This window comes from Streptomyces sp. NPDC057702 (assembly GCF_042799315.1).
Classification (GTDB): domain Bacteria; phylum Actinomycetota; class Actinomycetes; order Streptomycetales; family Streptomycetaceae; genus Streptomyces.
Genome location: NZ_JBHVJC010000001.1, coordinates 273,909 through 294,467 on the forward strand (window position 1 = coordinate 273,909; position 20,559 = coordinate 294,467).

The 20,559-nt window shown below is 74.2% G+C and carries 11 protein-coding genes and 3 pseudogenes; 11 read left to right on the forward strand and 3 right to left on the reverse strand.

Annotation, left to right across the window (positions count from 1 at the left end; genetic code table 11):
- The first annotated feature begins 126 nt into the window (after positions 1–126).
- The 5 genes and pseudogenes from ACFVFR_RS01015 (at position 127) to ACFVFR_RS01035 (ending at position 8,173) form a co-directional block, all read left to right on the forward strand.
- Positions 127–1,629 (forward strand): aldehyde dehydrogenase family protein, encoded by a 1,503-nt coding sequence (locus ACFVFR_RS01015; protein ID WP_383696607.1) that lies wholly within the window; start codon positions 127–129, stop codon positions 1,627–1,629.
- 230 nt (positions 1,630–1,859) lie between these two features.
- Complete coding sequence (locus ACFVFR_RS01020) at positions 1,860–3,401, forward strand: GMC family oxidoreductase (RefSeq protein ID WP_383696610.1); 1,542 nt, start codon at positions 1,860–1,862, stop codon at positions 3,399–3,401.
- Between the two features lie 143 nt (positions 3,402–3,544).
- Positions 3,545–4,549: pseudogene (locus ACFVFR_RS01025) on the forward strand (glycine betaine/L-proline ABC transporter ATP-binding protein); the annotation flags it as partial.
- A gap of 308 nt (positions 4,550–4,857) precedes the next feature.
- Complete coding sequence (locus ACFVFR_RS01030) at positions 4,858–7,008, forward strand: ABC transporter permease (RefSeq protein WP_383696613.1); 2,151 nt, start codon at positions 4,858–4,860, stop codon at positions 7,006–7,008.
- 271 nt (positions 7,009–7,279) lie between these two features.
- Positions 7,280–8,173 carry an ABC transporter substrate-binding protein gene (locus ACFVFR_RS01035; protein ID WP_383696817.1) on the forward strand — a complete coding sequence of 298 codons (894 nt, stop codon included), beginning with the start codon at positions 7,280–7,282 and terminating at the stop codon, positions 8,171–8,173.
- Positions 8,174–8,988: 815 nt separating this feature from the next.
- Here the strand turns inward: ACFVFR_RS01035 and ACFVFR_RS01040 are convergent.
- Positions 8,989–9,756 (reverse strand): isocitrate lyase/phosphoenolpyruvate mutase family protein, encoded by a 768-nt coding sequence (locus tag ACFVFR_RS01040; protein ID WP_383696616.1) that lies wholly within the window; start codon positions 9,754–9,756, stop codon positions 8,989–8,991.
- Positions 9,756–10,241, reverse strand: coding sequence for a carboxymuconolactone decarboxylase family protein (locus tag ACFVFR_RS01045; RefSeq protein WP_383696617.1), 486 nt, complete (start codon positions 10,239–10,241; stop codon positions 9,756–9,758). Before ACFVFR_RS01045 ends, ACFVFR_RS01040 begins: the two co-directional genes overlap by 1 nt.
- Before the next feature lie 47 nt (positions 10,242–10,288).
- Between ACFVFR_RS01045 and ACFVFR_RS01050 the strand changes: the two genes are divergently transcribed.
- Positions 10,289–11,797 (forward strand): PLP-dependent aminotransferase family protein, encoded by a 1,509-nt coding sequence (locus ACFVFR_RS01050; RefSeq protein ID WP_383696619.1) that lies wholly within the window; start codon positions 10,289–10,291, stop codon positions 11,795–11,797.
- Between the two features lie 127 nt (positions 11,798–11,924).
- On the opposite strand, the gene rocD is transcribed toward ACFVFR_RS01050, so the two are convergent.
- Positions 11,925–13,136, reverse strand: coding sequence for an ornithine--oxo-acid transaminase (gene rocD / locus ACFVFR_RS01055; RefSeq protein ID WP_383696622.1), 1,212 nt, complete (start codon positions 13,134–13,136; stop codon positions 11,925–11,927).
- Between the two features lie 404 nt (positions 13,137–13,540).
- Here rocD and trpS point away from each other — a divergent pair, with 404 nt between their 5' ends.
- The 5 genes and pseudogenes from trpS to ACFVFR_RS01080 form a co-directional block, all read left to right on the forward strand.
- On the forward strand, positions 13,541–14,554 hold the full coding sequence (gene trpS / locus ACFVFR_RS01060) for a tryptophan--tRNA ligase (protein ID WP_383696624.1): 1,014 nt from the start codon (positions 13,541–13,543) through the stop codon (positions 14,552–14,554).
- Between the two features lie 313 nt (positions 14,555–14,867).
- Positions 14,868–15,479 (forward strand): 2'-5' RNA ligase family protein, encoded by a 612-nt coding sequence (locus ACFVFR_RS01065; RefSeq protein WP_383696626.1) that lies wholly within the window; start codon positions 14,868–14,870, stop codon positions 15,477–15,479.
- Positions 15,480–15,534: 55 nt separating this feature from the next.
- Positions 15,535–15,969 (forward strand): annotated as a pseudogene (locus ACFVFR_RS01070) (TetR/AcrR family transcriptional regulator); the annotation flags it as partial.
- Between the two features lie 1,264 nt (positions 15,970–17,233).
- Positions 17,234–19,300 (forward strand): HelD family protein, encoded by a 2,067-nt coding sequence (locus ACFVFR_RS01075; protein WP_383696820.1) that lies wholly within the window; start codon positions 17,234–17,236, stop codon positions 19,298–19,300.
- Between the two features lie 285 nt (positions 19,301–19,585).
- Positions 19,586–20,530 (forward strand): annotated as a pseudogene (locus tag ACFVFR_RS01080) (YihY/virulence factor BrkB family protein); the annotation flags it as partial.
- Positions 20,531–20,559 lie beyond the last annotated feature (29 nt).

The window sequence follows — 20,559 nt, forward strand, 5'->3', positions numbered from 1 at the left end:
ACGGCCCGTGAGACAGCCCACTTTCCAGGAAGGGTGGCGCATACGTTTGAAGCTTCCGGGGAGGGGTTCCGGTTGCTGGCATGACCAGCAAGGAAACGTATCGGTGCAGTGGGAGGCAGAACCAGCGTGTCGGCGATCGAGACCATCCATGTTGACGGAGAGTGGCGGACGGCCACCAACGGCGCTCAGCGGGAGGTGCTCGACCCCGCGGACGCGACCACCCTCGCCGTGGTGGCCGAAAGCGACGCCTCCGACGTGGATGCGGCGATCGGGGCCGCGCGCCGCGCCTTCGACACCGGGCCCTGGCCGCGTACGCCAGTGGTCGAACGCGCCGCGCTGCTACGCCGGGTCGCCGACCTGCTCCAGCGGGACCGCGAGGAGATCGCGCTGACCGAGAGCCGGGACACGGGCACGACCCTGGAAGAGGGGCGCGTCGACGTCGACGACGTGACGGCCGCCTTCCGCTACTTCGCCGACCTCGTCACGAACGAGAGCGGCGGCCGGGTGGTGGACGCGGGCAGCCCCGACGTGCACAGCGTCGTCGTGCACGAGCCGGTGGGCGTGTGCGCGCTCATCACCCCGTGGAACTACCCGCTGCTGCAGGCGAGTTGGAAGGTCGCCCCGGCGCTGGCCGCGGGCAACACGTTCGTCCTCAAGCCCAGCGAGGTCACCCCGCTGTCCACCGTCCACCTGGTGCGACTGCTGGTGGAGGCCGGGCTGCCGGCCGGCGTCGCGAACCTGGTGACCGGCGCGGGCCAGCCGGTGGGCGCGCGCATGTCCGAGCACCCGGACGTCGACCTGGTCTCCTTCACCGGCGGACTGGTCAGCGGCGTCAAGGTGGCCCAGGCCGCCGCGCCCACCGTCAAGAAGGTCGCCCTCGAACTGGGCGGCAAGAACCCCAACGTCGTCTTCGCCGACGCCTGCGCCACCGACGAGGGCTTCGACACCGCCGTCGACCAGGCCCTGAACGCCGCCTTCATCCACAGCGGCCAGGTCTGCTCGGCGGGCGCGCGGCTGATCGTCGAGGAGTCCGTGCGCGAGCGCTTCGTCGCCGAACTCGCCCGCCGCGCCGAGCGGATCACCCTGGGCCGGGGCACCGCGCCGGGCGTCGAGTGCGGCCCGCTCGTCTCCCGCCAGCAGTGGGAGAAGACGCGGGACTACGTCGCCTCGGCGCTCGCCGAAGGCGCGTCGCTGCGCTGCGGCGGCGGTCGCCCCGAGCCCGCCGAACACCGCCCGGCCAGCGGCTTCTTCTTCGCCCCCACCGTGCTCGACCAGTGCCACCGCGAGATGCGCGTGGTCCGCGAGGAGACGTTCGGGCCCATCCTCACGGTGGAGACCTTCCGTACCGAGGAGGAGGCGGTGTCGTTGGCCAACGACACCGAGTACGGCCTGGCCGGCGCCGTGTGGAGCGGCGACGCCAACCGCGCCCGCCGCGTGGCCGGACGGCTGCGGCACGGCACCGTGTGGATCAACGACTACCACCCCTACCTGCCGCAGGCCGAGTGGGGCGGCTTCGGCAGGTCCGGCGTGGGCCGCGAACTCGGTCCCTCGGGCCTGGCGGAGTACCGCGAGGCCAAGCACATCTACCAGAATCTGGACCCCCGGCCCGTCCGCTGGTTCGCGGGCTGACGCCGCCTCGGGCGCGCCCGCACCCGACCGCGCCCCCGCGACCGACCGCGCCCGGGTGCGCGCGCACACCCGCGCCCGACCCCGTCGGCGCACCCGCTCGCGCCCGCGTGCCCGACCCCGTCGGCGCGCCCGACCGCGCCCGAGCACCCGGGGCGCCCGCGCGTCCGACCCACCCGGGCGCCCGCCCGCGCACCCCGTTCACGCACGTACCTTGCCAAAGGAGCACCCCCATGCCCGTGTACGACTACGTCGTCGTCGGCGGCGGCACCGCCGGCTCGGTGATCGCCTCCCGACTGACCGAGGACCCCCACGTCACCGTCGCCGTCATCGAGGGCGGCCCCACCGACATCGACCGGCCCGACGTGCTCACCCTGCGGCGTTGGCTCGGCCTGCTCGGCGGCGACCTCGACTACGACTACCCCACCACCGAGCAGCCGCGCGGCAACTCGCACATCCGACACAGCCGCGCCCGGGTCCTCGGCGGCTGCTCCTCGCACAACACGCTCATCAGCTTCAAGCCGTTGCCCGGCGACTGGGACGAGTGGGCCGAGGCGGGGGCGGCGGGTTGGGACGCCGCGTCCATGGACCCGTACTTCGCCCGGCTGCGCAACAACATCGTCCCGGTGCACGAGAAGGACCGGAACGCCATCGCCAGCGACTTCGTCACCGCCGCCCAGGCGGCGCTGGACGTGCCACGCGTCGAGGGGTTCAACAAGGCGCCCTTCCACGAGGGCGTCGGCTTCTTCGACCTGGCGTACCACCCGGAGGACAACAAGCGCTCCTCCGCTTCCGTCGCCTACCTGCACCCGCACATCGAGGCGGGCGACCGCCCCAACCTCACCCTCCTCCTGGAGACCTGGGCCTACCGGCTGGAACTCGACGCGGACCGGGCCACCGGCGTGTGGGTGCGCGGCGAGGACGGCGTTGAGGAACTCGTCGAGGCGTCCCGCGAGGTGCTGGTGTGCGCGGGCGCGGTGGACACCCCGAGGCTGCTCATGCACTCGGGCATCGGCCCGCGCGGCGACCTGGAGGCCCTCGGCATCCCCGTCACGCACGACCTGCCGGGCGTGGGCGAGAACCTGCTCGACCACCCCGAATCGGTCATCGTCTGGGAGACCAACGGCCCCCTTCCCGACAACTCGGCGATGGACTCCGACGCCGGCCTGTTCGTACGCCGCGACCCGGAATCCCGGGGCCCGGACCTGATGTTCCACTTCTACCAGATCCCCTTCACCGACAACCCGGAGCGCCTGGGCTACGAGAAGCCCGCGCACGGCGTGTCGATGACGCCCAACATCCCCAAGCCGCGCAGCCGTGGCCGGCTCTACCTGACCAGTGCCGATCCGTCCGTCAAGCCCGCCCTGGACTTCCGCTACTTCACCGACGAGGACGACTACGACGGCCGCACCCTGGTGGACGGCATCCGGATCGCCCGCCAGGTCGCCGCGCGGGAACCACTGGCGAGCTGGCTGGGGCGCGAGGTGTGCCCGGGGCCCGAGGTGACCTCGGACGAGGAGATCAGCGCGTACGCCCGCCAGGTCGCGCACACCGTCTACCACCCGGCCGGCACCTGCCGCATGGGCGCGGCCGCCGACGAACAGGCCGTGGTGGACCCGGAGTTGCGCGTGCGCGGCCTGCGGAACCTGCGGATAGCCGACGCGTCGGTCTTCCCGACGATGCCGGCCGTCAACCCCATGATCGGCGTGCTCATGGTCGGGGAGAAGTGCGCCGAGTTGCTGGCGCGCACCCACACGCCGGGTGGTGCGGCGTGAACGGCACCCAGGACGCGACGCGCGGGCCGAAGCGGCGAACGTCGGCGCCCCAACTCGCCGCAGACGCTCCCACTGGCGCCAGCGCCCCCGCCGATGCCACCACCCCCGCTGAAGAGTCGGCGGATGCCCCGGCCGTCTTCGCGGTGCGTGAGCTGTGGAAGGTCTTCGGGCCGAAGGCCGACCGCGTACCCGGCAGCCCCGAAGCCCTGCTCTCGGCGGCCGAGTTGCGCGAGCGCACCGGCTGCACGGCCGCCGTCCGGGGTGTGAGCTTCGACGTCCGCCGAGGCGAGGTGTTCGTGGTGATGGGCCTGTCCGGTTCGGGCAAGTCCACGCTGGTGCGCTGCCTGACCCGACTCATCGAGCCGACCAGCGGCGCTGTCGCCATCGACGGCGAGGACGTGCTCGCCATGGACCGCTCCCGGCTACGCGAACTACGCCGGCACCGCGCCGCCATGGTCTTCCAGCACTTCGGCCTGCTGCCCCACCGCTCGGTGCTCGACAACGTCGCGTACGGGCTTGAGGTGCAGGGCGTGAGCCGCGTTCGGCGCCGGGCGAAGGCCGCCGAGATGGTGGCCAAGGTCGGCCTGTCCGGCCTGGAACACCGCCGCCCCGGCCAACTCTCCGGCGGCCAGCAGCAGCGCGTGGGCCTGGCCCGCGCGCTGGCGGTCGACCCCGAAGTGTTGCTGTTCGACGAGCCGTTCAGCGCCCTCGACCCGCTGATCCGCCGCGACATGCAGGAGGAGGTCATCCGCCTGCACCGGGACGAGGGCCGCACCATGGTCTTCATCACCCACGACCTGAGCGAGGCGCTGCGCCTGGGCACCCGAATCGCGCTGATGCGCGACGGCCAGATCGTGCAGCTCGGCACGCCCGAGGAGATCGTGGGGTCGCCGGCGGACGCGTACGTACGGGACTTCGTCCGCGACGTGCCCCGCGAACAGGTGCTCACCGTACGCCGCGCGATGCGCCCGGTCCGTGCCGGCGAGGCCGACCGGGGCCCCGCGCTGGTGCCCACCGCCACCGTGGCCGAGGCCATCGAGGCCGTGGCGCGTTCCGGCGGCCCCGCCCGCGTGATGGACGCCGCCCGCTGCCTGGGCGTCGTCGACCACGCCCGCCTGCTGGAAGTGGTCGCCGGCCTGGACGACCCCCACCCCGACCCCGCCGCACCGGCCAGCAACGCCGCACCGGCCAGCAACCATGCGCCGGCCACGAACAGTGCCCCCACGACCGACCCCGCCGCACCGGCCAGCGACCCACCCACGGTCGCGAACCCCGAGCCCCCCACGACCGAGCTCCCCACGGCCGACCCCGCCGCACCGGCCAGCGACCGCGCACCGGCCACGGGCAGCGCCGCCACGGCCGATCCCGCCGACCCCGCCGCACCGGTCACCGACAACACACCGGCCACCGGCGGCGACGCCGAAGCGGACGCGGCGAACGGCACCGGGGGCCGCGTATGAGCGCCGCCACCCCGCCCGCCACGGGCCCGGGGACCACGCCGGCCACCGACCCCGGGGCCACCACCGCGAGCACCAGCCCCAGCACCCCCGCGAGCACCCCCGCGAACGCCCCCTCCCGCCCCGCCGGCGCGTCGGGCGTACCGGGCGCTGCCCCCGCGCCCCCACCCGCCCCCGACGGAGACGCCGACGCCTCCGTCGGAGACGCCGACGCCCCCGGCGGAGGTGGCGGCCGTGGCCGGGTGCGCGGTCTGGCGCGCCACCGTGGCGTACGCAAGCTCGTGGTGCTCGCCCTGCTGGCCGCCGTCCTGGTGCCGCTCGCGCACATCCGGTGGGCGAGCGGGAGTTGGCCGGAGGCGCTGACCGTCGATCTGAGCGGTCCGCTGACCGACGCCAACGACTGGATCATCGACAACCGCGACAGCCACCCGCTGTTCGTGTACTTCCTCGGCCATGTCAGCAACGCCATCGTGGCCTCGGTACGCGGCGTCTACCTGGTGCTGCTGGCGCTGGGCTGGATCGGCGTGACCGCCGCCGCCACCCTGGTCGCCTGGCGCGCCGCCGGTGCGCGGACCGCGCTGACCAGCGCCGTCTCCTTCGCGATCTGCGGTCTGCTCGGCATGTGGGTGCCGACGATGCAGACCCTGGCGCTGATGGTCGTCGCGGTCGCGCTGTCGGTGGCCCTCGGCGGGGCGCTCGGCCTCGCCGGTGGCCTGTCCGAGCGGGCCTTCCGGGTGCTGCGCCCGGTGCTGGACACCATGCAGGTGCTGCCGGCCTTCGCGTACCTGCTGCCGGTCGTCCTGGTCTTCGGGATCGGCGTGCCGGGCGCGGTGTTGGCCACCGTCGTCTACGCCGCCCCGCCCATGGCCCGGCTGACCGCGCTCGGCCTGCGCGGGGCCGACCCCGGCGTGCTGGAGGCCGTGGACTCGCTGGGGGCGGGCCGCTGGCAGCGGCTGGTGACCGCGCGGCTGCCGTTGGCCCGCCGGGAACTGCTGCTCGGCGTCAACCAGACGATCATGATGGCGCTCTCCATGGCCGTGATCGCTTCCATGATCGGCGGTGGCGGCCTCGGTGACCGCGTCTACCAGGCGCTCTCGTCGGTGGACGTCGGGGCGGCGCTGGCCGCCGGCGTCCCGATCGTGCTGTTGGCCGTGGTGCTGGACCGGACGACCGCCGCGGCCGGCGAGCGCGCGGACGCGGTTTCCGACCCGGGCGGCTTCCGTGGCCTGGACGGTTGGGCCGTCGCCGGCGCCCTGGTCGCCGGGCAGCTCGCCGACTCCCTGACCTGGCCGAAGGACTGGACGGTGGAGATCGCCGAGCCGGTCAACGACGCGGTCGACTGGATGACCGACCACCTCTACACGGGCGTCCCCGTCCTCGGCGGCACCGCCGACTGGGCCGGCCACTTCACCTCCTGGGTGCTCGACCCGCTGCGTGACGGCCTGCAGGGCCTGCCGTGGTGGTCGGCACTGCTGATCGTCGCCACCCTCGCGTGGCTGATCGGCACCTGGGGCACGGCCCTGACGGCGACGCTGGCCATGGCCGCCGTCGGGGTGCTCGGGGTGTGGGACGAGTCGATGAACACCCTCTCCCAGGTGCTGGCCGCCGTCGCCGTCACCCTCGTCATCGGCTTCGCGGTCGGCGTCGCGGCGGCCCGGAGTGCGCGTCTGGAGAGGCTGCTGCGACCGGTGTTGGACGTGTTCCAGACGATGCCGCAGTTCGTGTACCTGATCCCGGTGGTCGCCCTGTTCGGCGTCGGGCGGGCCCCGGCCGCCGCTGCCGCTGTCGTCTACGCGCTGCCCGCCGTCATCCGCATCACCACCCAGGGCCTGCGCCAGGTGGACCCGGCCGCCCTGGAGGCCGCGCGCTCCCTCGGCGCGACCCGTGGGCAGCAACTGCGGCAGGTCCAACTGCCTCTCGCGCGGCCGGCATTGCTGTTGGCGGTCAACCAGGGCGTGGTGCTGGTGCTCGCCGTGGTCATCATCGGTTCGCTGGTGGGCGGTGGCGGCCTCGGGTACGAGGTGCTGTTCGGCCTGGCCCAGGGTGACCTGGCCACCGGTCTGGTCGCGGGCGCGGCGATCGTCTGCCTGGGGCTGGTGCTCGACCGCGTGACACAACCGACCGCCCGCCGCGCCCGGAAGGGGTCCTGACATGGCATTCCGTACACCCCACTCCGCCCCCGGTGGCGCCCGCCCGCCCGGCCCCACCCCACCCGGGCCCCGGCCGGCCCACCCCACCCGAACCGAGCCCGGGCCACACGGACCCCGCCGCCGGTCGTACGGCTCCCGCCTGGGGTCGCACGGGACCCGCCGACCCGCCGTGTCCGCTGGCGGAGTTCGACGTGGCTCCCGCGCGCGGGCGGTGGGAGCGTTCGCCGTGGTGGCGTCCCTGCTGGCCCTGACGGGTTGCGGCAAGGCCGACATGACCAAGCAGGCGTCCCCGTACGCGAACGTCTCCGACGCGAAGACCGTCACCCTCTCCGTCCAGTCCTGGGTGGGCGCGCAGGGCAACGTGGCCGTCGCCAAGCACCTGCTCGAGAGCGAGCTGGGCTACCGCGTGGACACCGTGCAGGTGGACGAGGTGCCGGCCTGGGACGCGCTGAGCCAGGGCCGGGTGGACGCCATCCTGGAGGACTGGGGCCACCCGGAGCAGGAGAAGCGCTACGTCGAGGACAAGAAGACCATCGCGCGCGGCGGCGACCTCGGCGTCACCGGCCACATCGGCTGGTGGGTCCCCAAGTACTTCGCCGACGCGCACCCCGAGGTCACCGACTGGCGCAACCTCAACGCGTACGCCGACCAGTTGCGGACGGCCGAGAGCGGCAGGAAGGGCCAGCTCCTAGACGGCTCGCCGTCCTACGTCACCCACGACAAGGCGCTGGTGAAGAACCTCGGCCTGGACTACCAGGTGGTCTTCGCGGGTTCGGAGGCGGCGCAGATCACCCAGATCAAGCAGTTCGCCAAGCAGCGGAAGCCCTTCCTCGTCTACTGGTACGAGCCGCAGTGGCTGTTCAACGAGGTGCCGATGGTGGAGGTGAAGCTGCCGCCGTACACCGAGAAGTGCGCCGAGCGGGGCGTGGCGGACCCGGAGTCCGTCGACTGCGCCTATCCGAGGACCCCGCTCCAGAAGTACCTCAACGCCGACTTCGCGGAGCAGGGCGGCGACGCGGCCCGGTTCCTGAAGAAGTTCCGCTGGTCGAAGGAGAACCAGAACGACGTCTCGGAGCTGATCGCCTCCCAGGGCCTGTCGGCCGACGAGGCGGCCGAACGCTGGGTCAGGGCGAACCCGGACATCTGGCAGCGCTGGCTCCCCTGACCCCCGCCACGGTGGCCCCCGGCCGTCGAACCCCGCCGCCGGCCGTCGCCCGCGCCGCTGGTCGCGCGCACGGGAAGGGCCGCCGACATGCCAGGCATGTCGGCGGCCCGCCGTGGCACCCCCGTGCGCCACGACCCCCGTGCGGCCGGCCGCCCGAAGAGCGGCGCGGCACCCCCGTAATCCCCGACCGCCCACCGGACGGGCCGGGTTCCCCCGTGACACCCGACCCCCCGTGCGGACGGCCGGGCTTCCCCCGTGGCGTCCGGCCGCTCCGTGAAGCGGCCGGGCACCCCGTACCACCTGACCCTCCGTGAAGCGGCCAGGCGTTCCGTACCACCTGACCGCTCCGTGTGCGGCGGCCCGGCTTCCCCCGTACCGCCCGGCCGCTCCGTGAAGCGGCCGGACACCCCCGTTACACCTGATCACCCGTCGGGCGACCAGGCCCCCGTTACGCCGCGCCCCCGCGAGGAGGCGCGGCCCCGTGTCGCCGTGTCACCCCCGTGGTGACGCGGCCTCGTGTGCCCCGCCGCCCCCGTGCGACGTGGCTCCCCCGTACCGCCACGGGCCCGTGGGCCCGCGACGTCGTGCACCGGGTTCCCGCGCGGCCGGCCCCGAGGTGCCCGCCCGCGAGCGGCAGGGCTCCCGCCACGCCCCGCTGCCCGGCGATCCGGCCGGTGAGATGGCCCCCGTCGTACGCACGTCCCCCGTCCGTACGCGTCCCATCCCACCGGCCCGCTGTGGGCCCCCGCCACGGATGGAACGTGGCGGGGGCAGGGGCGCCAGAACCCCCGTGTCCGGCGCCCCCGATCAGGCGGCTACGCCTGGGGCTGGGCCGAGCGCACCCGCTCGGCGTGGCCCCGTAGCGCCTCCATCGCCGCGTGGAAGAGCCCGGGTCCGAACGTGATCCGCGTCGCTCCCAGCTCGCCGAGTTCGGCCGGCGGCGGGCCGTCGGGCAGGGCGGCCATGTTCAGTGGCACGCCGACGCCCTGCGCCAGCTCGGTGACCAGCTCGACGGGAGCCAGCAGCGGATAGATCACGTCGGCGCCCGCGCCGACGTACAGCTTGGCCCGCTCGATCGCCGCGTCCGCGCTGTTCTGTCCGCGCAGGAACGTGTCGACCCGGGCGTTGATGACCAGCCGGTCACCGGCCTCCTGGCGCACCTGCGCCAGCCAGTCGGCGTGCTGCCGGGCGTCCTTGAGCCGCCCCGTGGCCAGGTCGGTGTCCTCCAGGTTGCAGCCCACCACACCCGCCGCGAGCAGCCGCTCGACCAGTTCGGCCGGCGCCAGCCCGTAGCCGTCCTCGACGTCGGCCGACACGGGGATGTCCACCACCCGCGTGATGCGGGTGATCGCCGCGAACATCTCGTCGACCGGCGTGCCGCCGCCGTCCTCGTACCCGAGGGAGGCCGCGATGCCCGCGCTCGGCGTCGCCAGCGCCGGGAAGCCGGCCTCGGCGAAGATCAGCGCGCTGGCCGCGTCCCACGGACCGGGCAGGACCAGCGGGTCGGCGGCGGCGCGGCCCTGGTGCAGGGCCAGAAACGCCTGGGCGGTGTTGGTGTTGTTCGTGGTGTCGGTGGGGGGCATCACAACTCCTGGGAAGGCGGGTTGCCGGGGGACATCCGCGTGGTCACGCTGATCCGGTTCCACGCGTTGATCGTGATGATCAGACTGACGAGTTGGGCGAGCTCGGCGGCCTCGAAGTGCTCGGCCGCCCGGTCGTAGACCGCGTCCGGTACGAATCCGTCGGTCAGGACGGTCACCGCCTCGGTCAGCGCGAGCGCTGCCTGTTCCTTGGCGGTGAAGTACGTCGGCGACTCCTCCCACGCGTTGAGCAGATATATCCGCTCCTCGCTCTCCCCTTCCGTCCGTGCGTCCCGGGTGTACATCGTGATGCAAAAGGCGCAGTGGTTGATCTGCGACGCGCGAATCTTCACCAGCTCGACCAAGGCGGGGTCCAGGCCCCGTCTGGCCGCCGCGTCAAGATTGATCATGGCCTTGTAGAACTCGGGGGCCAGGGTGGGCAACGCCATCCTCGGCTCCCGCCTACGGGCCGTTTCGCTCGTCGACATGCCCCTCACGCTACGGCGGCACCTGCCCAGGGGTATGGTCCATTTCCATGGCAGATTCCTGGGCCACTGAGACACCGTCCGCAGCGGGCGCCGACTTCGCCGTCGGAAGCGACCTCCACCTGGAACTGAGCCAGACGGGAGGTGTCAGGGCGTCGCTGATGAACGCCCTGCGCGATGCCGTACGCTCCGGCCGGCTCGCTCCCGGTACCCGCCTGCCCTCCTCCCGCACCCTGGCCACTGACCTGGGCATCGCCCGCAACACGGTCGCCGACGCGTACGCCGAACTCGTCGCCGAGGGCTGGCTCACCGCCCGACAGGGCTCCGGAACGCGCGTCGCCGAGCGCGCCGTCGCCTCCGAGACCCGCGTCGAGCCGCCCACCCCGGTCCGTCGCCCGCCCGCGCGCCCGGCCCCGGCCCCCGTCCCGGTCTACGACCTGACGCCGGGCTCGCCCGACGTGTCCTCCTTCCCCCGCGCCGCCTGGCTCACGGCCGCCCGCCGGGCCATCACCCACGCGCCCCACGACGCGTTCGGCTACGGCACGCACGTCGCCGGCCGCCCCGAACTGCGCCGGGCGCTCGCCGACTACCTCGCGCGCGCCCGGGGCGTACGCGCCGTGCCCGAGCGCATCCTCATCTGCTCGGGCCTGTCCGAGGGGCTGCGGCTGGTCGGCGAGGTGCTGGGGCAGACCGCGCGGCTGCCGGGCGCCACGTCCGGCGCCGACCTGGTGGCCGTCGAGTCCTTCGGCCTGGACATCCACCGCGACCTGCTCACCGGCTGCGGCCTGCGGACCGTCGCCGTCGGCTTCGACGAACACGGCCCGCGCACCGAGGAGTTGTCCGCCACCCGGGCCAGGGCCGCGCTGATGACCCCGGCGCACCAGTTCCCCTTCGGCGTCTCCCTGCCGCCCGAGCGCCGCGCGGCGACCGTCAAGTGGGCGGTGGAGACCGGCGGCGTGCTGCTGGAGGACGACTACGACGGCGAGTTCCGCTACGACGGCCAGCGGGTGGGCGCCGTGCAGGGCCTGGACCCCGAACACGTCGTCTACATGGGCACCGTCAGTAAGAGCCTCTCGCCCGCGCTGCGCCTGGGCTGGCTGGTGCTCCCGGAGCGGCTGTTCGCCGCCGTCGCCGAGCTCAAGCGCCGCCCCGGCTCCCAGACCAGCGGCCTGGAGCAGCTCACGCTGGCGGAGTTCATCACCTCGGGGGCGTACGACCGGCACGTGCGGGGCATGCGCCAGCGCTACCAGCGTCGCCGCGACCAGCTCGTCGCGGCCCTGGCCGAACGCGCCCCGCACGTCAGGGTCAGCGGCATCGCCGCCGGTCTGCACGCGGTCCTGGAACTCCCGCAGGGCACCGAGCAGTCGGTCATCAACGGCGCCGCCTGGCAGGGCCTGGCCCTGGAGGGCCTGCGCCGCTTCCGGTTGGGCGCCGGCACCGGCGGCGACCCGGCCCCGCGCGACGACGTCATCGGCGACGCCCTGGTCGTCGGCTACGGCACCCCGCCCGACCACGCGTACACCGGCGCCCTGGACGCCCTCTGTCGCGCCCTGCCCTGAGCCCCGGGCGCGGGCTGAGCCCCAGCGCGAGCGCGGGCGCGCACGGCGGCCGGCCGTGCGGGGCCGCGTCAGGGTACGGGCCCGGCACCCGCGCGACGGGCCCGTACGTGATCCGAAGCGGTCCGACCTAGGCGGCCGAGGCCAGGACGGCCCGGAGCTGCTCAAGACCCCAGTCGAGGTCCTCCTTGCTGACCACCAGCGGCGGGGCGATGCGGATGGTGCTGCCGTGGGTGTCCTTGACCAGGACGCCACGGGCCATCAGCCGCTCGGAGACCTCGCGGCCGGTGCCGAGCGCCGGGTCGATGTCGACGCCGGCCCACAGGCCGCGCCCGCGCACCTCGAGCACCGCGCCGCCGCCGGTCAGCGCCGCCAGCTCGCGGTGCAGGTGCTCGCCGAGTTCGGTGGCCCGCTGCTGGTACTCGCCACCACGCAGCATGTCGATCACCTCCAGGGCGACCGCGCAGGCCAGCGGGTTGCCGCCGAAGGTCGAGCCGTGTTCGCCGGGCCGGAAGACGCCGAGCACGTCGCGGTCGGCGACCACCGCGGAGACCGGCACGACACCACCGCCGAGCGCCTTGCCCAGCACGTACACGTCCGGCACCACGTCCTCGTGGTCGCACGCGAAGGTGCGGCCGGTGCGCCCGAGACCGGACTGGATCTCGTCCGCGATGAACAGCACGTTCCGCGCCCGGGTCAGCTCCCGCACGCCCGGCAGGTAGCCGGCCGGCGGCACCAGGACGCCCGCCTCGCCCTGGATCGGCTCGATCAGCACGGCCACGGTGTGCTCGTCCACCGCCGCCTCCAACGCGGCCAGGTCACCGTACGGAACGATCTCGAAGCCCGGCGTGTACGGACCGTAGTCGGCCCGCGCCTCCGGGTCGGAGGAGAAGCTGACGATGGTCGTGGTGCGACCGTGGAAGTTGCCGTCCGCGACCACGATCTTGGCCTGACCGTCGGGAACGCCCTTGACCTGGTAGCCCCACTTGCGGGCCGTCTTGACGGCGGTCTCGATGGCCTCGGCGCCGGTGTTCATCGGCAGCACCATCTCCTTGCCGCACAACGCGGCGAGCTGCGTGGAGAAGTCGGCGAACCTGTCGTGGTGGAAGGCCCGCGACGTCAGCGTGACCCGCTCCAGCTGGGCCTTCGCGGCATCGACGAGGCGACGGTTGCCGTGCCCGAAGTTGAGCGCGGAGTATCCGGCGAGCATGTCGAGGTAACGGCGCCCCTCGACGTCGGTCACCCAGGCGCCGTCCGCCGAGGCGACGACGACGGGCAGCGGGTGGTAGTTGTGCGCGCTGTGCGCCTCTGCTGCGGCGATGCTGCGTTCACTAGCGGTCACGTGCGCTCCATCCTTACGGAGTCGGGGCGGGCTCAGCCTTCTTTCTATCGCTGCCCGGGCGGGAAGCGAACAAAAATTCCGTAGCCCGCCGAATATGCCCGCGGTATGAGCCGCACGGCCGGCGCCGCGACACCCTCCGCCGTGGCCCGCCGGGGAGAGACCCCGCCCCGTCGCCCGCGCCACGACCGCGCGCCACGACCGCGCGCCGTGTCCGCCCGAGCGGCCGTGGCCGCGTCGCGCGGTCCACCTGCCCGGACGCCCGGTGGCGCGCCGGCCGGTGCGCTGTCGCGTGTGCCGGCGCGCGCCGGCACCCGTCGTACGCCCGGCGGCAGGGTGCTGCCAAACGCCCCCTGGTCTTCGACCGGGGGCCGTGGCCGCGCCGCATACCTGAGAGAATGGATGCCATGGCCCATGACCGTCCCCGCGCGCTTTCCGGTATCCAGCCCACTGCGGGCTCCTTCCACCTCGGGAACTACCTCGGCGCGATCCGTCAGTACGTCGCCTTGCAGGAATCCCACGACGCCTTCTACATGGTCGTCGACCTCCACGCGATCACCGTCCCGCAGGACCCGCGGGAGCTGCGGGAGAACACCCGGGTCGCCGCGGCGCAACTGCTGGCCGCCGGGCTGGACCCGGACCGGTGCACGCTCTTCGTCCAGAGCCACGTGCCCGAGCACGCGCAGCTCGGTTGGGTGATGAACTGCCTCACCGGCTTCGGCGAGGCGTCCCGCATGACGCAGTTCAAGGACAAGTCGGCCAAGCAGGGCGCGGACCGTACGACCGTCGGCCTCTTCACCTACCCGGTCCTCCAGGTCGCCGACATCCTGCTCTACCAGGCCACGCACGTCCCGGTCGGCGAGGACCAGCGCCAGCACATCGAGCTGACCCGCGACCTCGCGGAGCGCTTCAACAGCCGTTTCGGCCACGCCTTCACGGTGCCCTCGGCGCACATCGTCAAGGAGACCGGCAAGATCTACGACCTCCAGGACCCGTCGATCAAGATGAGCAAGTCGGCGTCCACGCCGAAGGGCATCATCAGCCTCCTCGACGACCCCAAGGTCTCCGCCAAGAAGATCAAGAGCGCGGTGACCGACCTGGACACCGTGATCCGCTTCGACGAGGAGAGCAAGCCGGGCGTGAGCAACCTGCTCACCATCTACGCCACCCTCACCGACACCAGCGTGGCCGAGCTGGAACGCAGGTACGAGGGCAAGGGGTACGGCGCGCTGAAGACCGACCTGGCGGAGGTCATGGTCGACTGGGTGGCACCGTTCCGCACCCGCACCCAGGAATATCTGGACGACCCCGAGACGCTGGACAGCATCCTGGCCAAGGGCGCCGAGAAGGCGCGCACCGTCGCCGCCGAGACCCTGGCCCTGGCCTACGACAAGGTGGGTCTGCTGCCCGCCAAGCACTGAGCGAGCTCGCCCCGGCGGGCCGCCCGCGCCGAAGCGGCGCCGAGCCCCCGACCGGGCCCGGCCCACGGGCGCTCGCGGCCCGGCCGACGGCGCCCGACACGGATACGCTCCGGGCCGGGGCCGACCGGAGCGGGGTCGGCCCGGGGCGGCGCGGGCGGGTCGATGGGCCCCGGCCGGTGGGGCCCAAGGAACCTAGCCGGGACGGCAGGGAAGCCGGCACACTGACACGGGCGCTTGACCGCCTGACAGGGACACGAGGGCGTGCGGCGTGACGGACAGCTTGAGCAGACAGTGGTGCGGAAGGGAGAACGCAGTGGGGACCGTAACGATCGGTGTGTCGATCGCGGTCCCGGAGCCGTACGGCAGCTTCCTCCAGGAGCGGCGCGCGGGCTTCGGGGACCCGGCCGCGCACAGCATCCCCACGCACGTCACGCTGCTGCCGCCCACCGAGGTGGACGAGGCGGCACTGCCCGGGATCGAACGGCACCTCGCGGAGGTCGCGGCCGGCTGGGCCCCCTTCCCGATGCGGCTGTCCGGGACGGACACCTTCCGCCCGCTCTCCCCGGTGGTCTTCGTGAAGCTCGCGGAGGGGGCGGCGGAGTGCGCGGCACTCCAGGAGCGGGTCCGAGCGGCCTCCGGGCCGTGCGCGCGCGAGCTGCAGTTCCCCTACCACCCGCACGTCACCGTGGCGCACGGCATCTCCGAGGAGGCGATGGACCGGGCGTACGCCGAGCTCAAGGAGTACGAGGCGGCGTGGACCATCGCGGGCTTCGCGCTCTACGAACAGGGCGCGGACGGCGTGTGGCGGCTGGAGCGCGAATACCCTTTCCGGCCGGCGGGAGGGCAGGGGCCGAACCCGGCCTTCCCGCGCCAGTCGCATCACCGTGACACCGCGCTCGACGAGCCGGTAAATGTGACCGAGTAAGAAAAGACTCCGCTCCGCACTTGTAACCGGGTCTCATTATCGGTAGGCTGTCCCCATGGACGGTCACACGAGCCTTCGCGCACGTAAGAAGCAGCGCACCTATCAGGCGATCTCGGACGCCGCGATCGCGCTCTTCCTTGAGCAGGGCTTCGACCGGGTCTCCGTGGCCGAGGTCGCCGCCGCCGCCATGGTCTCCAAGCCGACCCTGTTCCGGTATTTCCCCACCAAGGAAGACCTCGCGCTCTACCGCTTCGCCGATCACGAGGGCGAGGCGAGCCGTGTGGTGCGCGACCGGGCCCCGGACCAGACCCCGCTGCGGGCCCTGCACGCCCACTTCCGCGCCGGCCTCGACCGCCGCGACCCGGTCACGGGCCTGTGCGACGACAGCGAGGTCCTCGCCTTCCACCGCCTGCTGTACGGCACACCGAGCCTGGTGGCGCGCCTGTACGCCTACACGACGCGCGCCGAGGACGCCCTGGCCCGCGCGCTCTTCGAGGCGGCGAGCGGCCCCGGGCCGACGGCTCTCCACAGCGCCGCGTCCGAGAGGGACACGCCTGGGGCCGGCGCGTCCGAGGTCGAGGCGCCTGGTGCCGCCGCGGCCGGCGCCGAGCGGCGCTCGCCCGCCGCGCCCCGGGGCCGCGCCGGGGCCGAGGCGCCCCCGACCGGCGGGCCCGTGGCCGGGAGGGCCGCGCCCGCCGCGTCCGTCGCCGCCGCGCCCGTGGCGGCCGGACGCCCCTCCGACGCGCCTGGTCACGCCGTCGAGCGCAGCGCCGAGCCCCTCTCCGAGCGGGCCACCGAGCCCGGCGCCACGGGCGGCGGGCGTGGGGCGGGGGCGGCGCCGAGCCCGCACCCCGAGCCGGGGCTGCCGGGCCCGGGGGAGCCCACCGGACTGGAGGCGCTGACGGCCCGCCTCACCGCCAGCCAGGTCATCGCGGCCCAGCGCATCCTGGCGCTCGACAACTGGCGCCGCATAGCCGACGGGGAGAGCGCCGACGCGGTGTACCCGGCGGCCGTCACCGCCGCCGACCACGCCTTCACGGTGCTCGGCTCCGGCCTCGCCCACCACCACCGCTGACCCGCTGGGCCGCCCGCGCGACCGGCCCCCGACCTCCCGCCACCCCAGCCGCGTGAGCCGGCACCCTGACATCCAGCTCCACCCGGCCGCGCGAGCCAGCTCGCCGATCCCGCGGCCCGGGCCCGCCGCCCGCCCCGCCGTCGGGACGCGTGACACCTGACCCGCCCCGGCCGTACGCCGACGCCCGCCGCCCCCGCCACTGCACAGCCTCGCGAACGACCGGGCCCGCACCGCCCGCCTCCGCGTCCCCGTGTCCGGCCCGAGCCGTGCGGCGCCGCGTGCTGCCCGCGAGCCCGCCCGTTGCCCGTCATCCCTGTGCGAAAGGTGTACCGAAGTGACCTCACCGTCCCGGGGCGTGGCCGCCGCCGCGTCGCACGAGGAGCCCCACCCGCCCCCGCCCCCGACCTCGTCTCCGCCCACGCCCTCCGCTGACCCGCCCGCTCCCACGCACGCCGTGCCCACCCCCGGCGCGAAGCCCACGGCCGAGGCACCCGCCGCGCCCGCCACCGTGCCAGGCGCCCTGCCGGGCGCCGCGTCCGACGCGGTGTCCGCCTCTGGCTCCGCCGCCGTGTCGGGTGCGGCGTCCGACGCGGCCTCCGCCCGCTCCGAGGAGGGGCCGGCCGGGGGGCTCGCGGCGGAGCGGGCCCATGTCGCGGCGTGTCGTGCCACGTTGGCCCGCATGGTCGAGGCGGCCGGGCGGCAGGTGACGCTCGGCGAGGACGTCTCCGGCGACGGCGCGAGCGCGGAGGTGCTCGGTCGCTACCTCCGCGGCTACGCACGGCAGTTGGCCGACGAGCCGGAGGCCCCGCTGTTCTTCGGCCGTCTCGACTTCGACACCGCCCCCACCACCGGCGACCACCAGGGCCAGCGCTACTACGTCGGGCGCCGGCACATCGCCGCCGACGCCGCGGCCACCCCCCTGGTGATCGACTGGCGCGCACCGGTCTCCCGCGTCTTCTACCAGGCGTCGCCGCGCGACCCGCGCGGCGTCGCGGTGCGCCGCAGGTTCGGCTGGGCCCCGGCGGGCTCGGGCGAGCCCGGCGACCTCACCAGCCTGGAGGACGAGCGACTGGGCGCGTCCCCCGCCCCGTCGGGCCCGTCGGCCGCGCCGACGGGTGGCCCCGTGCCGGTCGGGGCCGGCAGCCGGATCGTGGCCGCCGAGATCGAACGGCCCCGCGTGGGCCCGATGCGGGACATCGTCGCCACCATCCAGCCCGACCAGGACGATCTGGTGCGCGGCCCGTTGGCCGACTCGGTGTGCGTCCAGGGCGCTCCCGGCACCGGGAAGACGGCCGTCGGCCTGCACCGCGCGGCCTACCTGCTCTACACCTATCCCCAACGCATCCAGCGCGGCGGCCTGTTGATCGTCGGCCCCAACCGGACCTTCCTGCGCTACATCGCGGAGGTGCTGCCCGCGCTCGGTGAGATCGACGTCCGCCAGTGCACCGTCGACGACCTCGTCGACCGCCTCCCGGTGCGCGGCCAGGACACCCCCGACGCGGCGGCCGTCAAGCACGACCCGCGCATGGCCGCCGTACTCGAACGCGCCCTCTACCACCGCGTGCGCCCACCGAGCGAACCCCTCGCCATCCCCGACGGCTCCTACCGCTGGCGCGTGGGGACCGACGACCTCGCCGAGATCGTCGCCCAGGTGCGGGAGCAGGCCCCGCCGTACGCCACGGGCCGCTCCTGGGTGGGCTCGCGCACCCTGGAACTCGTCCGCCGCCAGGTCGAGCGGCGCGCGGGCCCGCCGCCCCGGGAGTGGGTGCGCCGCATGGGCCGCTCCCCGGCCCTGCGGGAGTTCCTGGACGCCACCTGGCCGACGGTGCGGCCGGAAGAGGTGGTCGCCGCGCTGCTGAGTTCGCCCGCCGCGATCCAGGCGGCGGCGGACGGGCTGCTCACCGACGCGGAACAGGCCGCGCTGGGCTGGACCACACCGCCCCGCTCGGCCAGGAGTGCCATGTGGTCGGCGGCGGACCTGGTGCTCGTGGACGAGGTCGCGGGTCTGATCGAGCGCCCCGTCAGTTACGGCCACGTGGTGGTGGACGAGGCCCAGGACCTCTCACCCATGCAGTGCAGGGTGCTGGCCCGACGCAGCGACTTCGGCTCCCTGACCGTCCTCGGCGACCTGGCCCAGGGCACCACGCCCTGGGCCGCGCGAAGCTGGCCCGAACACCTGGCGCACCTGGGCAAGCCCCAGGCCACGATCGCCCCGCTCACGACCGGTTTCCGGGTGCCCGCCGTGATCGTGGCGGTGGCCAACGAACTCCTGCCCCACCTGGAGACCCGGGTGCCGCCCGCGCGCTCGCTCCGTGGCGACGGGGAACTGCGCCTGCATCCGGCGGCCGACATCGTCATGGGCACGGTGGCGGCGGTGCGGGCCGCGCTGGGCGCGGCCGGTTCGGTCGGGGTGATATCGGCCGACGCCGCCGTGCCCGCCCTGCGCCGGGCGTTGGCGGCGGCGGACATCCCCACGGCCGAGCCCGAGGAGGCCGACCCGGCGCGACGGGTGACGGTGCTGCCCGCGTCCCTGGCCAAGGGGCTGGAGTACGACCACGTGGTGGCCGTGGAGCCCGCGGCCATCGTCGAGGCCGAACCGCGCGGGCTGCACCGGCTGTACGTCGTGCTCACCCGGGCCGTCTCGGGCCTCCACCTCGTGCACTCCCGCCCCCTCCCCGTGGCCCTGCGCTCCCTGGCCCGACCGGCAGCGGGGCCACCCGGAGCGGAGCCGGCCGGAGCGGAGTGACCCGGCGCGGAACCACGCCAGGCGGAACCGCCCACGGATGGCCGCACCACGCGAGGCCACCGCCCGCCCTGGGGCCACCGCACCACGCGGGGCCACCCACCACGCGGGGCCACCGCGCCCCCAGGCCACCGCACCGCGCGAGGCCCACCACTCGCGGGGCCGCCGCCCTCGGGGCCACCGCGCGACGCGGGATAGCGCGTGGACACCGGGGAAGGCGTGACGGGGACGGTGGAAGAATGAGCGACGACGAGGAATGAATATGCGTATAAGGGTAGAAAAGGGTTCATGGACTGGTTGACCCGACTGCCGTGGATCGGCCCCGTCGTCGCGCGGTTGATGCGTACGCACGCGTGGCGGACGTACGAGACCCTGGAGCGGGTCCACTGGGCACGGTTGGCCGCCGCCATTACCTTCATCAGCTTCCTGGCGCTGTTTCCGCTGATCACCGTGGGGGCCGCCATCGGTGCCGCGCTGCTCAGCGACGCCAGGATGCGCGAGCTGGAGGGCAAGCTCGCCGAACAGGTGCCGGGCATCTCGGGGCAGCTCGACCTCAGCGCGCTGGTGGAGAACGCCGCCACGGTCGGGGTGCTCGCGGGTGCGGCGCTGCTGTTCACCGGCATCGGCTGGGTGGGCTCGCTGCGCGAGTGCCTGCGGGCCGTGTGGGAGCTGGACGACGAACACGACAACGTTGTGCTGCGCAAGCTCAAGGACGGCGGCATCCTGCTGGGCCTGGGTGGTGTGGCTCTCGGCTCCTTCGCCGTCTCCACCTTCGCGGTCACCGCGGTGGGCTGGGCCGCGCGGGAGCTCGACATCCCCGAGGGCGGGGTGGGGAGCTGGTTGTTGCGGCTGGCGGCGTTCGCCGCCGCGGTCGGCGCCGACTTCCTGCTGCTGTGTTACGTCCTGACCTGGTTGCCGGGCGTCACGCCGCCCCGCCGGGCCGTGGTCGTCGCCGCACTGATCGGCGCGGTCGGCTTCGAGCTGCTGAAGTACCTGCTGAGCGGCTATATGCAGGGGGTGGCGGCCAAGAGCATGTACGGGGCGTTCGGCACCCCGATCGCCCTGCTGCTGTGGATCAACTTCACGGCCAAGCTGGCGCTCTACTGCGCGGGCTGGACCGCCACCCCGTCCAAGGCCCACGAGGTCCTGGCGCCCGACGACGCCGGGCCGGCCGAGGCCGGGCCGGCCGAGGGGGCCGAGCGGGGCGCGAACGTCGAGGCGACCGAGGGGGGAGCCTCGCGGGTGCCGGTTGGGCAGGCGGC